The following is a 14,439-nucleotide window of genomic DNA, read 5'->3' as shown; positions in this document are numbered from 1 at the left end:
TTTACTTGAAGCTATTTAAAATATCTTCCATTGTTATTAATCTTGTAGCTTCATAGGAATTACTAACATACTTGTCGCTATTTCTTGAATCCTTTATAAACTTTTTCAAATCTTCCCTATAGCTTTGTGGTAAATAAGGAATAAATAACAACATTTCATCCATAGTACTAAAACTTCTTGGATTTTTTAAATCTTCTAAAATAGCTTCATAAGCTTGTTCATGTCCAATCTTTATTAGTCCTATAGTAATGTCCATAAAAGCAATTGAATATTCTCTAAACCTTGCTCTAACATCCTTTTTCATATGTTGGAAATTTTTTATTTTATTAGCCATAAATTCTATTGTAGCTGTATCTTTTTCATCTATGGTATAAGCAAGTAGTCCATAAGCACTATATTCTTTAAATATATTAATCCATCTTTTATCAAATTCTTTACAAACAGGTTCTAGCATTGTTTTAATTTCATCTTCTCCTAAATTTCTATACCAACCGTGTCTAGCGCAATTTCTATCTGTATATCCTAAATACTTTGAAAAATGCTCCAATGCATTCTCTAGAATATCTTTTTTTATAGTTTTATTTATAAAATAAGGACTATATATTCCGTATACTTCTTCTGACTTTCTATTGTTTAAAGAAACTTTAAAGGCCAAATCAAAAATTCTACCACCATTTCTTTCTTTTCTAGTTTCTATCAATTCTAAAACTTCTTGTGGGATATTTTCATATTCTGCTATACAGTTAATTATGTATCTTTCTACTGACATAACATTACTATATTGAGTTTTCTCCCAATCTACCATAATGTCTTCTTCTAGACATTTTATTAAAAATTTAAATGCTTCTTCACTTTTATAAATTCTCAATTCTTTTAATATTTCAATTATCTTGTCAAGATTACTAAGAGTATTATTTTTAACCATCTTTCCATAAGCATCTTTTAATCCCGTAACTAGAATGTCAGCATGATTTAGAACACCATTTTCATAGTTTTCTAAATAATTTTCTTCCATAACTTCTAAAACTATATTATAGTCACTTTTTTTAATAGCTTTTTTTAATTCTTCCTTTGCATCCTCTGTATTTATTTTTACCAGACCCAAATAAGCCGCTTTTCTAATGTCTTTTATTTTTGATTTTGCCTGCTCTAGTAAGATTTCTGCTTTTGTTCTATCTGTCAAAATTCCTTCTGTATCATTAAAATTACCTAAAATAGTTACAGCTTCAACTTTAACTTCTTTAGAACTATCTTCTAATAAATTAATACAGAGTTCTCTTCCTCCATCTTCTAGCCCTTTAGCTATAAGTCTAAGCCTTAAAGCATCTCCTTTTTTCCCCTGCCTATTAAAAGTTTCCTGTAAAAGAGAAAGTGGAATTTCATCGCTATGCAAGGAAAGTTTGTCATAAATAAGTTGGCCTATCTCCGCATATTTGTCATCTAAACCCATTATTAATAAGGGAAGTAATCTAGTATCAGAAAAAACTCCTTCTTTAAAAGCTTCTTCTATTACTGCATAACGTCCTCCACCAGTACTGGTTAAAGCCTGAACTACTGGTTCTATTTTGCGATTTTGAGTACATGTATTTATCTTTTTATTGCATCCTTCTAAAACATTTATTTTCCCTTCTATACCTGTTTGTGCTTGAGTAAGTAGTATTGCATTTACTAAAGTTGATAAAGCTATTAAATTGTCTGCACTTTCCTCTTTTTCTGAATTCAAAAGGTTTTTTATTCTATCTGAAACCATTTTAAATAGTTTTATCTTTTCTCCAATCTTTTCAAATTTAGGCAACAACTTTTCAAGTTTAAAATTACCTATAGAAAGATCAGTTCCTGCTACAGCTAACTCCGTACATTCTTTTTGTAATTCTATTAATAATTCTATACTCATAATTTCCTCCTAATAAGTAAGTCTTATAATTTCGTTCTCAGTAAGTACACTAAGTGGATATAGTTCTAAGCTTCTAGTTTGAATATTATAATGAAATTTCACTAACATAGCTCCATCCTTCATATACTTAGAATTAAGTAAAGGTAATATTCTACATCCTGTTTTATACCCTAAATCATATTCGTCTTCATTTAAAACTAATCTATTCCCTTCCTCGTCTTCGATTACCCAATTATTTTCTACTTTTCCTAGGGTACTGTACCTTAAAAGTATACTAGGCATTTTACTTACTAAAGGATTTTTAATATAATTTTTTATCTTTTTTATAACATGGGCATATGATTTTTCACCGAAACTAAAAGCTTTTTCATAATGCTCCTGCTGCATTTCTTTTATAATCATTTCTTCCCATCTAACTCTTAAATTTAACTGTCCAGGATATATGTATAAAGTAGGAATCTCTAGTAAACAATTTGGTGCATATTCTCCTTCAGCATCAGACTTTCTTCTAAGTGGACGGTAATTATAAGTGTTTCTTATTTCTCCCGTATTTAAATCTAAAAAGATTCCCTCATCTATATATTCCTCTCTGGCAGTATCTACATATGAAGAAAATGAAAGTTGAACTAAATTAACATCTTTTTTGAATTGATCTAATTCCTCTAATTCTGTAAGCTTCCAAGCATGTCCTAATAATTCTTCCATATCAGAACTTACAGAAAGATTCATCTCTTCATCCTCTAATCTATTTAGCAGATGCTTTTTACCTTCTTTTACAAGAGATTTTAAATATATTGCTTGCATTAAAGCATTTTCATTATCTACTTCACTATCAAAAATTTTTTCAATAAGTCTTTTAAGCTCTGCCTGAACCCCTGGTATATAGTAGTTTCCTAGCTCCTTTAATTGAGAATTTAACTCCTTTATATTTTCTTTATGTATACTTGCAAATCCCTGCTTTAAAATACCTTTAACTATTTTATCTAAAAGTTCAATTCCCTCTAATTGAGCATTTATTTTTTTCTTTATAGCAGATTTATTCTTCTTAGCAGGAGCTTTCTTCTTTTCTATTTTATTTTGCTCCTTTTTTTCAATTTTTGCTCTCTTTTCAATAATATCTTCTGGTATATTCTCAACTGTAAATTTCTTGCCATCCACAAATGCGTACAGAAGACCTAAAGTGTGCTTACAAGGAAATTGCTTGCTTGGACAACTACATCTAAATACTGGATTACTTTCATTTATAAAATCCGCAGAACATAAATAGTTATTTTTTCCGCTTCCTTTACATTCTCCAAATATTATTGATTCATCTTCAGATTTATTAAGTTTTACAAAAGATCCATCTTTTGATAATTTATTTCCATTCTTCATAGCACTAGCATTAGTTGCAAGGGAATCTATGTATTCCTTACTCAAATTTATCATTGTATCAACTTCCCTTCATTAACATTTCTAATAAAATTAAATTTTTTCACAAAGTCACTGTTATTTAATAATTTATTGAATCAAAATACTATATAAAAATATTTATATGTATTTTTCATAATTATTATTAAATACATTCTTTTTCTTCTTGTTTCGCCATAAAATGGTTAAATTTCTTTTTTTATAATAATATATTTAAAATGATTATTCAACATTTTTTTGCTTATATATCCAATATTTTTATCAACCCATGGATTATATAAGATAAACACGCAAAAAGGGCTGTGGTACTAAGAAATTTACATACAATATATTGTTTTGCAAGTTTAAAGTTAACACAATATATTGTAGAATTTATTTTTAGTGCGACAGCTCCTTAAAATATTATAGGTTAAAATAAAAATAATGCTACATCTTCTCCTGGTTTAAATCCCCACTTTTTAAATCTACCAATGGTGTTATTAATAATTTCTATATAATTGTCTTTAGAAATTTCCCTATGTGTCTCATCTAACAATGAACCACCTAGTCTTTTTTGGATATATTCAGCTGCTCTCCACATAGCATTAAAAGCTTTCAATGGATTTGAATTCCTTGCAATATTAATAACAAAAACTAAATCATCAAAGGTATCTTCAGCCATTGTATGTATCCAAAAAATCCTGGCTCTGTTGTTGTAGAAATACTAAATAAATAATCATCACCAAATTGTGACTTATTTTCTGCATGAAAAATATCCATATCTCCCCATTCTATTCCTAAGCACAGCATTACATCCCATATATCCTTGCCCTTATAAGGACTATGCTTATCTGATAAGAGTTTTAAACCTATATTATGTTCAAATTTTTCTTCATTTTGAAAAAAATCACTTAGTTTATTTCCTTTATTTATTGCCATTTGTATATTTTCTCTAGGAACAATTTTAGCACTACCCATAGTTTTAAATTTTTTTTCAATATTTTCTATACAATTTTCAAGTTTATCATATGTAACACAAATCTCATTGTTTACATTATCATAAACATCAATACAAATGCTTATCTTATCATATATACAAGGTCCATGCTGTCTCCTTCCAACACTTGTCCATACATTTAAATCTTTAACATGTCCATATACAATACATCCTCTTAAGAGTTTTATTATATCTTCATCTGACATTGTAAAATCATCAAATTCTACATCAACTAACCAATAAAAATCTTCATTTGGCTCCCTAACTATTAAATTTCCAATTTGCTTTATAGTAGTTTCTTCATCACTAATCTTTAATAAAAATGATACATCTTCTGTTCCTTTAGCTGGTAAATTTGCATCCATTTTGATCCTCCTAAATTACTTTATCTATTTCCAGCAGCATGTCTATTACCAGGATTAATATCCAATACTATTCTTTCTGGTTTAACCAATGAGAACTCATGCTGACATGTCCACTTTTGTCCTGCTTCAACACCTTCTACTGTATGCCCATCCCCTATAACATCACCATTTTGAAATAAATAATATGCATAATTATATAAAAGACTACCAACTTTTCCTGGATCTAAGTCTATAAAATGACACTGTAAATCCGGGATTCCAAGTGCAGCTAATCCTAGCGTGTCCATCAACATTTCATTTTCAGCACCATCGCTTATATTCAAAAATCTTACGTTTACTGCTCCATACAAATATCCTAATTTTGATCCATTCTTTTGCGACTCAATATATGCAGCCGGATTAACAATTTGTCCACTAGGGGTCCAATTAATAGCTGTGCATGGAAACTCTTCAATAATAGAGACTAAAATTTTTTGAAATAATTCTAATCTATCCTTATATATAAGACCTGCTGCCATCATTTCTGAGACTAAAAAAGAATACTTACATTTTTTAATTCCATCTTCTGCTTCTCTCCATTCCCAGGATTGTTGAATACTACTTTCAAATGATTGTACTTCCATTTGTTTATTAGCTTTAGCAATTATACATTGAGCTGGTAATTTTTTATTATCCTTGTATTCAACAAGATAATCGTGAAAAATAAAAGATATTAAATCATTATCTTTTGATTCAGTTAACACTTCTACATTCCCACATCTTTCTTTTAATCTTTTTAATAAAGATTCTATAGAAAAATTAGGCATTTGTTCATATAGTAACTCAACATTATATACTGATATAAACCCATCTTCTATTTTCTCTTGCTCTTCAATATTTTCTCGTTGTTTTTCTTTCTTTTTTCTCCGTTCAAACATAATTGTACTCTCCTCAGTTCAAATTATTTATTTTTGTTTTTCTAATTTATTTATATATTTATCATGGATTTTATAAAATATGAATACTGTGATTATAGAACCTATTAAAGCTAAAAACATATCCCAATGGGTATCCCATTCATCTCCTTGAAGTCCCAAAAAATCTTCTAATGGTTTTCCTGAAAACATAGCTATTCCCCATTCAATTATTTCATAAAAAGCACTTATTGATAAACAAATACAAACAACCAATATTGATAATATTAATCCCTTTTTAAGCTTTAGCTTTCTTATTAATAATTCTCTTACAATAAAAGCAGGTATAATACCTTGCATTAAATGTCCAAATCTATCATAATGATTTCTGCTTAATCCATATGCTTCTTTTATCCAATTGAATAAAGGCACATCCACATAGGTATAATGTGCTCCAATTACCATAAAAATTGTCTGAATCAAAATAAGTATATATACAAAAGTTGTAAACTGGAATTTTTTATAAGTAACTATCAATATGCCAATTCCTATAATAATAGGGATTGCTTCCAGAAACCATATTAAATAACTCTTGGGCTTAATAGCTGACACAATTAAAGCTAATCCAAATATTAGTAATAAAGTAATATGTATTTTAGTTTCTTTAACTATATTCATATTTATACACTCCAATTTTACATTCATCTATTTCAGCTTATTATAAATATTTATAAAAAGTTATTTTAATAGTCTATGTAGAATTAGAAAATATTATTCTATTATATCTTTAAGCTATAAATTCCATGTTTTATCACATTGTCTAAGGATAATATATTGTTTTTCAGCTTTAAACTGTCCTGTAACCTTCCATGTTCTAGCATATTCTTCTATCTTATTTTGTGCAGAATAAAAGGGCTCATTATTTATAGTACATTGAGATAATATACATCCATCAGTTTGACGAGCAATATATACTTTTATCCAATACATTCTTTTATTAGTTATTTTCTCTTTTATATCATTTTTTAAAATATCAAAAATTCTATTTTCATCTGTATTATTGGCATCAAAATATCCTTGAGCCTGTAAAGGACCAACTTTAGGATGCCAAAGTCTATTAATACCATCATACTCTTTTTTAAAATCAAGTTCTGGATTATGTATGTCATCAAAAGAATTAATAATTGGAATTAAGGCTCCTGTTACAAATGAATTTACTCCATTTTTAATTGCTGATTCTATATCACTTCCTTCTGCAAGACCAACTAAAGATTCATATATTCCTTCATTAAAAATATCTTTATTCCAAAGTATAAAATCAAGTTGTAAAACAATAACATTAGGATGTTGTTTTCTATTCCCAATTTGAGTTTTTATTATTATATTGTAATCATTTAATACTAATGAACCATTTAATATTTCACCTTGAATATTCATATCTCTAACTGACTTATTTAAGTACCAAAGAATTTTTTCATTTTCACTTAAATTTATAGTATCAATTTCATCTTTTTTATTTTTAAAACCAAACATATCTTGTAATATTTTGTAAATATTTTTTATATATGCTCTAATTTTCACTCTTGTTTTCCCCCAAATAATATATTAAATTTTATTTTTAACCATTTATAATATATTTTCACTATATTGTTATCGATAACTATTTTCGCTTTCTTTAATTCTATTAATGTAATAAAAAATAAACACTATAAAAATTTATTTGGTTTTAATAAATTTTTATAGTGTTCTCACATTAACTATATTTCATTACTATAATTTGATCTACTATTTATATATTTTTTTAAAGTCATAACATATATTATTTAAATGTCTTCATAACTTGTGGTATTTCCTTTTTCATTGTCAAAAATGTTTTAAATTCGGCATGTGTTTCTGGAAAATTTACATCTGTTGGTCCACCTAAAAAGTAAGTTTCTCCATTTATTTTGTAGTATTTTTCACACCCATATATAGAATCATAAAATTCTTCATTTAAATCCTTAGTTTTTTTAATAATAGTAAAAAATAACCCTAACCCATCTCCTACTTTTTCCTTAGGCTGAAAGTAAACTGATAAGCTATTATCCTTTTCTTCAACTCTGTATTTACCTTTCCAACTTTCGGGGAAAGTAAGTGAAAATCCAAATTTTTTACTCTTATAGTCCGTTTTGTTCCCCTTTACTTCATTTTGGGGTTTATTATTTATCTTTTTTACTTCATTCTTTATTACTTCTATTTCCTCTTTTGGCTTTGTTTCATCCTTTGTTTTTGTTGCACTCTTTGCCTTATCTTCACTTTCCTTTATTTCATTATTCTTTAATTCATTTGATGAAGTTGAAGATGAAACTGGTTCTGTTTTTGATGGCATATTTTTTTTAGTCACTTCTTTATTTCCACATCCAACTACCAATCCAGCTAATGACAGTGTAATTAAACCAGTTAATAATAATTTCTTCATAAATTTCTCCTTTCATTTAGTTGTACTTTATTCATATATACTAAAATTTTATTAATACCTATCTGTTATAACCCCAACAGATAGGGCCTTTATATGAGAATTTCCACTTAAAGCTTTTAATTCATCTTTAGTACCATATACTATTACTCCTAAAACAGGTATACTAGATGAATCTTTATAGACCTTACTTATTAGTTCATTATATAGGTTATTATATCTCTTATTACTGCTATTTTCCATAGATTTAAGTAAATTATTAATTAAAATATCCAAAGTAGTATTTTTAAATGCACCTAATTCTCGATCTTCATATTTATTTCAATTTATTGCCAAAACGTGTCCTTCTCTAATAAAAGCAATGTTAGCTTTATTTTTTTATAAAAAATATAAGACCTAACTTGCTTATATATTACAAATTAAGCCTTACTTTTATATTTTTGTTCTAAATAATATTTAAACATAAAAACATTATGACAACACATAAATTAAACTAATATTTTTGAATTGACAGTATATCTTCAATTCTATCACTCATATATGTATAAGAATCATATACTCCTTGATTATAAAATTCTGGTGCTAATTCTTCTATAATAAAATCTAAAATTAAACTTGAAGCCAATTCTCCTAATTCTTCTTCTCGTTCATTGTAAAAATAATTTTTTATAGAAGAAATCATCTCTTCTCTTTTTTCTTTAGTTAATTTGATTTTATTTTTATCTTTCATATTATTCTCCTTTAAATCTATTTTCTATAATTTCCAAAGAATCAACATACTCTTTTGCTTCTATTAAGGAGAGTCCTGAAACCATCCTTACCTTTTTAACTGCCTGTACCCTTTTACCTTCTGAAACAAGAGCACGTAATTCATTATCTATATCTGGTTTAGGTACTCCAACCTGTTTAGCAATTTTATTTAAAGTTGAATTCATACATGACACATCATTTTTTAGTGTATTAATACTACTTAAAACTGTGAAAACTCCAATTAATACTATTCCAATAATTGCATAGTCCATGTTATTTCCTCCTAAATTGCAATTTAAATTTTACATAAATCTTTTTGTTCTTGTAAATACATATACATCTTCCACATGTTGAACATATATATTGAGTATCCACTGAGAATTAACCTTTGCTTCATTAATAGATGCTTTATTAGTATGTGATAAATATCTTTCTTGTTCTTTTGATATTTTCAAATTGATACGTTCTTTTAAATTTTCTTCGTAATATGCTTAAGATATATATTCATAAAATCTAAGCTTTCTACATCCATCTTTAGCACTTTTGCATTATTTATATGTTGCCTTGAAATATCCTTATATGTTTCTCTTACCATAACTTCTGAAATATCTATACCTATAGCATATCCATCTTTTCCTATCTTTTTTATTGTAGGAAACAAGGAAGCCCCTCTTCCCGTTCCTATATCTAATACTTTTGCTCCTTCTTTAATATTTGAAAATTCTACTAATCTGCTCCCAAACTTATCCCAATACTTAGGTCCTATTTTTCCAAATGTAAGTGCAACCTTATCCCATATTTCTATAAACTTTTGTTTTTCGTTATTCATTTAATGTTCTCCTTTTAGACATTTATTAATACATACTAATCTAGTTTTAGCAGTTTGTTAACAAAAGGATCATCCTCATTTCCTATAAATCATTATGTATCTCCAAAATAATAGTCTTTTAAACTTTATAGAATTTCCAAAATGATTATTATATATTTTTTTTAGATCTTTGTAAGTCATATAATTATCAAGATTACTATGCTCTTTCCATACTTGAATTTCTTCAACATGCTCTTTCGTTTTTCCATTTTTTAGTTTTTCTAATATAAGATTTGCTGGTACTGCAACTAAATCAAGAACAAAATCAATTAATCCTTTTCTATCATAGAGATCTAGCACTATTAAAATACCATTCTTATTTAAGATTCGATTAATTTTGGGTAAAGCTGTTTCTATATCTAAATGATGAAATGTCGCAACACTTACAATACAATCGTATTTTGTATTTTCATTTAGTTCATCAAAATCCTTAACAATATATTGTATATTGTTCGAAGTATGTCTTTTTTTGGCTTCTTCCACCATTATAGGAGAGATATCAATTCCTAGCACACTATCAACTCTTTTGGAAAGTTTTTGGGTGAATTCTCCCGTTCCACATCCTATATCTAATGCATTTTTCAAACCACTATCAACTTCGCTAAGCAACAATTTCTCATAATTTTGATTATGATCCCATTTATCATCTAATAATGCAATTTTATTAAAACTTTTTACAATATCTTCTTTCAAAAATTTCACCTCATACCAGAGTTTTAATTTTAAATTTACTTGAATATCTTCCCTAATTCATTATTCCATTTTTTTACATAGTCACCCATGGCCCATTGATTTGATATTACTGCTTCATTGCTCTTCAATGGAATATTTAGATCAGCTTCCTTCATATCCTTCTTAGGATTTATAAAGATTAATATTTCTTTTTTCGTAATCACTGCCATTAGATCCCCTTTTGGTGAGGATATTGCATCTACTGCATCTGGTACTGCTTGCTTAATATTTCCCCATGGAAGGTATAAACTATCATAGGATGTTATTGTTGATGGTAATTTACACTTATAATAAATAAATTCTGTTATTTTATAAAAATTGCTACCATTACCTTCATGACTATATTTTTCATAGACTGGTATTTGAACTATCCATTTTCCTTCTTTTCTACCAAGTGATAAATTATCAATATCTACAATCTTCTCAACTTTAACAAATGGCGTCTGTTTGTCTCCATTTTCCGCCTTAAATTCATTATTTTTTTTGTCTACAAAAGCTTTAATTTCTTTTTTAACATCCCCATCTAACAAATTATAAAGTTTTTCATTTTTTTCTCTATCATTGATATCTCCCAAACTTCTTATATTGAATAGTTTTATATCATTTTTTCCACTTCTATAAGTTCCACCACCGGTTTCATAGTAATCAATATTTATACATGCATAATTATTACCTATATAATTCACATTCTCTATATTTGACTTAAATGGCCAATTACTATCTAAGGTATTATATTTCTTTTTGAAAGATTTCTCTGTAAAAAGATGCTTATCAGCTGACCCTATAATTTTACTTACTATATTGTTCCAACTATAATAAGATTTGTACTTTAAATAAAAATCTTCACTTTGCTTTTCTTTATTCTTCTCTTTAAGCTGAAAATGATCATTTTTAATTTCGTAAAAATTATCTTTATATGGTGTAACTATTGATTTATCTTTTTCCTTTAATATAATTTTATTGCCATCATTATATATCCATAAGGTTCTAAATTCTTTTGATGGCATATTAAATTCATCCTTATTTGCATCAGCTTTTTGATCATAGCGTAAGCCTATTAAAAGTCCTGAGCTAATTGTGCCCGAATTACTTTTATTCTTATTTTTACTATTACTTGTAGTATTAATAGTAGTACTAGGTTTAACTTCATTTTTGCTAGCTTTCTTGTTAGCGCTGCCGCATTTTGCAAAAAGAGAAATTGAAACAATTGTTATCAAAATTGAGCTTAGCATTTTTTTATTAAACATATGATCACCTCTAAATGTAAATTTTAAAATAAATATTATTATAAAAATTACAGTAATAAATATAATATTAAAAATTTGATAAATCCAATCCATAAGCTTTCACATTAGGTTTTTGTTCTAGCAATAGAGATAATACACCACTTGTTCTACAACCTAAATTCAAAATATTGTTAAATTTTATTTTAGCTAGTTCCTCTAATACATAAGGATAGCATTGCCTTGAGTATTTGCTATAGTTACTAGAATCATATATCTTAGCTTGTTTATCAAAGCTTTTTCTTGATTTTTCCTTATAATCTCCCTCCAATATACAACACCCTTCTTATCTTGTATACTTAAAATACACAATTAGTTTTATATTATACATTTAATGAATGATTTACAAGTTATATTTTACCATTAAATAATTTTAAAATATATCACAAATAGTATAAATAATACTATGGTTTTGTTACGCTTTTCATATAATTAAATAAAAAAGAAACGGATTCAATATAGTTAAGTTACTATATTGAATCCGTTTCCCTTTTTCTTAACTAAAATTCATTTAAAATTTTAGTTAAGTTTAAAGAATATAAGAATCTACCTTGCACAATTATAGATAACTTATTACCTCACTATAATCTTTCCACTATAATAAAGCAGGTCACAGCCTATAATCATGGTTGGAAATTTTTATTTTTTAAAGTCCAGATTCTCTAAACTTATGATCCATAGCATGTGATAGTTTATGAATTGGTCTTTTTAAAATAGCTAGGATTAAAAATCCACCTGCAAAAATGCATAATGCATATAAATTTTTATTAACACTTTCCCATATAGGACCTGCTATTGCCTCTCTAAATCCATTTATTGCATAAGTAAATGGCCATAGAAATTGCATTCTTCCAAAAATCTCTGGATTAGTTTGTATTGGATATATCCCACCAGCTCCAGCTATTTGAAATACCATCACTATTACAGCTATAGCTTTTCCTACATTACCAAGCATAGATACTAAAGTATATATTATAATTGTAAAAGTAATTGCCGTTAGCACTGATAATTCTATCATAAGCTTCATATCCGCTACATTTACACCTAATATATATACATCTCCTAAAGTAACAATAATGGCTTGTATTATTACTATAGTTAAAAACAATAGCATCTTACCAAAATGTTCCTGACATAAACTTATTTTTTCTTTTTTCTTAAACTTTTCTTCACATTCTACTGATAGTAATGCTGAAGATAATAATGCCCCAACCCAAATTGCAAGTACTGTGTAAAATGGTGTTAGTCCAACTCCAAATATACCTGCATCATAAACTTCTTTTTCTGTTACTTTAATTGGTGAAGATATAAATGAAGCCATCTCATCTGGATTTTTCTCCATTAGATCCAGTATTTCATTTAAGTTTTCTTCTGTTAAGTCCTTGGTTTTTTCTGTTAACTTATTTAAATCCCCTTGGAAAGTTGTAAGTTTGTCATTTAGTTTATTTCCTTCATCAATAGCTAAGGAACTAGTTGCTACTCCAAACTTAGCTAAAACATTAATCTGAGGTACTATAACCTTTATACCGTCTAAAACTTCATCTGCATTAGTTAATCCTGTAGTTACTCCATTGCCAACACTATTAAGTGTAGGTATAACTGTTGAATAAAGAGCGTTAGAACAAGTGCCAACCTGATCTGAAATTTCATTACTTGTTTTAGATAATGTGTCTAACATTTCATTTATATGTTCTTTAGTTGCAGTTCCATTTTTAACAGAAAAGCTTATACTGCTTGAAATATTTTTTGCATCTTTTATAGCCTTCTTTAAATTTTTTAATGAGTCTATAAATTGAAAAATACCTTTACTATCTTTTAAATCATTAAGTGCTTCTAATATTCTAATTCTTGAATCTATTAAACTGTCCATTATTTTAAGCAGCCTATCTACGTCCTCAGTATCTTTTATTATTTGTGTTAAATCATTTGAAGTATTATTTAATTCTTTTAATTCCCTTATTAACTTCTGAACCTTTCTATTAGTTGTTTCAATCTGCATTATATCACTATTTATATTTCCACCTAAAGAATTTACTGTTTGTTGTGTTAACATCATAAGATTTTTACTTTCATTAGTGGCTTTTTGAAGAGTATTTAATTGCTCCGTTAGCATGGGTATATCATTTTGTACTTTTTTTAAATACTGATGTAAGCTTGCTGAATCATTATTCGCTGTATTTATATAATTTTTAACCTTTCCTAATTCATTGATAGAAGAATTTAAAATATCATTTAATTGTAATATCTGAGCTTTGTGAGTTTCTAATTCTCCACCTACTGTATTTAACTTTTCAAAGGCTTTTTCATTTACAGTATCTACAAAGTTAGCTTTTATCTCTCTTGTCAAGCTTTCTTTAGCTGCATTTGTAATTTTCGTAGCTATTGCATTGGCCTTTTCATTTGCTTTATATATTATATTAGGTTTTTGAGGATTTGTACTTGCTAAACTTATTAATCCCTTTGAAAAATTTGCTGGTATTTCTATTATGGCATAATATTTACCTTCGTTTAATCCATTGTTTGCCTGCCATTCATCTTCAAATATCCATCCAATCTTCTTATTTTTCTTAAGGGAATCTACTACCTCATTTCCAACATTAATAGATTTTTCATTAAACATTGCACCTTCATCATTATTAACTACTGCAACGGGTAAATTCCCAGTATTAGCATAAGGGTCCCAACATGCTTTTATGTTAATCCATGCATATAATGAAGGAAGAATGCATAATCCTGTAACTATAAACAGTGCCACTGGATTTTTTACTATACTTTTTAAATCATTTCTAAAAATCTTAAAAATCTTTTTCATT

General features: G+C 27.3%; 15 protein-coding genes and 1 pseudogene. All 16 read right to left on the bottom strand.

Annotated elements, in window-relative coordinates:
• Window position 1: 1 nt before the first annotated feature.
• The 16 genes and pseudogenes from J2Z24_RS08515 to J2Z24_RS08435 all read right to left on the bottom strand — a co-directional run bounded on the left by J2Z24_RS08515 (window position 2) and on the right by J2Z24_RS08435 (window position 14,438).
• Window positions 2-1,894, bottom strand: a complete 1,893-nt coding sequence (locus tag J2Z24_RS08515; protein ID WP_035148083.1) for a HEAT repeat domain-containing protein — start codon at window positions 1,892-1,894, stop codon at window positions 2-4.
• A gap of 9 nt (window positions 1,895-1,903) precedes the next feature.
• Window positions 1,904-3,322, bottom strand: coding sequence for an SWIM zinc finger family protein (locus J2Z24_RS08510; RefSeq protein ID WP_035148084.1), 1,419 nt, complete (start codon window positions 3,320-3,322; stop codon window positions 1,904-1,906).
• Window positions 3,323-3,713: 391 nt separating this feature from the next.
• Window positions 3,714-4,222: pseudogene (locus J2Z24_RS21340) on the bottom strand (cell division protein ZipA C-terminal FtsZ-binding domain-containing protein).
• A gap of 443 nt (window positions 4,223-4,665) precedes the next feature.
• Window positions 4,666-5,562 carry a DUF4261 domain-containing protein gene (locus J2Z24_RS08495; RefSeq protein WP_051593265.1) on the bottom strand — a complete coding sequence of 299 codons (897 nt, stop codon included), beginning with the start codon at window positions 5,560-5,562 and terminating at the stop codon, window positions 4,666-4,668.
• Window positions 5,563-5,589: 27 nt separating this feature from the next.
• Window positions 5,590-6,216: a DUF2238 domain-containing protein gene (locus J2Z24_RS08490; RefSeq protein ID WP_035148085.1), complete on the bottom strand. Its 627-nt coding sequence runs from the start codon at window positions 6,214-6,216 to the stop codon at window positions 5,590-5,592.
• Between the two features lie 114 nt (window positions 6,217-6,330).
• Window positions 6,331-7,119, bottom strand: coding sequence for a DUF6348 family protein (locus J2Z24_RS08485; protein WP_035148087.1), 789 nt, complete (start codon window positions 7,117-7,119; stop codon window positions 6,331-6,333).
• Between the two features lie 238 nt (window positions 7,120-7,357).
• Window positions 7,358-7,996: a hypothetical protein gene (locus tag J2Z24_RS08480; protein ID WP_035148088.1), complete on the bottom strand. Its 639-nt coding sequence runs from the start codon at window positions 7,994-7,996 to the stop codon at window positions 7,358-7,360.
• Window positions 7,997-8,047: 51 nt separating this feature from the next.
• Window positions 8,048-8,269: an anti sigma factor C-terminal domain-containing protein gene (locus J2Z24_RS08475; RefSeq protein WP_035148089.1), complete on the bottom strand. Its 222-nt coding sequence runs from the start codon at window positions 8,267-8,269 to the stop codon at window positions 8,048-8,050.
• A 217-nt stretch (window positions 8,270-8,486) separates the two neighbouring features.
• Complete coding sequence (locus tag J2Z24_RS08470; RefSeq protein ID WP_035148090.1) at window positions 8,487-8,723, bottom strand: DUF2164 domain-containing protein; 237 nt, start codon at window positions 8,721-8,723, stop codon at window positions 8,487-8,489.
• 1 nt (window position 8,724) lies between these two features.
• Window positions 8,725-9,015, bottom strand: coding sequence for a hypothetical protein (locus J2Z24_RS08465; RefSeq protein WP_035148092.1), 291 nt, complete (start codon window positions 9,013-9,015; stop codon window positions 8,725-8,727).
• 30 nt (window positions 9,016-9,045) lie between these two features.
• Window positions 9,046-9,198 carry a hypothetical protein gene (locus J2Z24_RS08460; RefSeq protein ID WP_156950235.1) on the bottom strand — a complete coding sequence of 51 codons (153 nt, stop codon included), beginning with the start codon at window positions 9,196-9,198 and terminating at the stop codon, window positions 9,046-9,048.
• Window positions 9,199-9,212: 14 nt separating this feature from the next.
• On the bottom strand, window positions 9,213-9,572 hold the full coding sequence (locus tag J2Z24_RS08455; RefSeq protein WP_051593266.1) for a class I SAM-dependent methyltransferase: 360 nt from the start codon (window positions 9,570-9,572) through the stop codon (window positions 9,213-9,215).
• A gap of 75 nt (window positions 9,573-9,647) precedes the next feature.
• The gene (locus J2Z24_RS08450; RefSeq protein WP_051593267.1) at window positions 9,648-10,304 is read right to left on the bottom strand and encodes a class I SAM-dependent methyltransferase; all 657 of its coding nucleotides are present in this window, start codon (window positions 10,302-10,304) and stop codon (window positions 9,648-9,650) included.
• Window positions 10,305-10,339: 35 nt separating this feature from the next.
• Complete coding sequence (locus tag J2Z24_RS08445) at window positions 10,340-11,590, bottom strand: hypothetical protein (RefSeq protein WP_146750579.1); 1,251 nt, start codon at window positions 11,588-11,590, stop codon at window positions 10,340-10,342.
• 67 nt (window positions 11,591-11,657) lie between these two features.
• Complete coding sequence (locus tag J2Z24_RS08440) at window positions 11,658-11,897, bottom strand: class I SAM-dependent methyltransferase (RefSeq protein WP_051593268.1); 240 nt, start codon at window positions 11,895-11,897, stop codon at window positions 11,658-11,660.
• Window positions 11,898-12,272: 375 nt separating this feature from the next.
• Entirely contained in the window at window positions 12,273-14,438 is a 2,166-nt protein-coding gene (locus J2Z24_RS08435) for a YhgE/Pip domain-containing protein (RefSeq protein WP_035148097.1), read from the bottom strand.
• Between the last annotated feature and the right edge of the window lies 1 nt (window position 14,439).

The sequence above is a fragment of the Clostridium tetanomorphum genome (assembly GCF_017873215.1).
GTDB classification, from domain to species: Bacteria; Bacillota; Clostridia; order Clostridiales; family Clostridiaceae; genus Clostridium_AO; species Clostridium_AO tetanomorphum.
The sequence above is the reverse complement of the archived record's forward strand: the minus strand, read 5'-3'. Positions and strand labels throughout refer to the sequence as shown.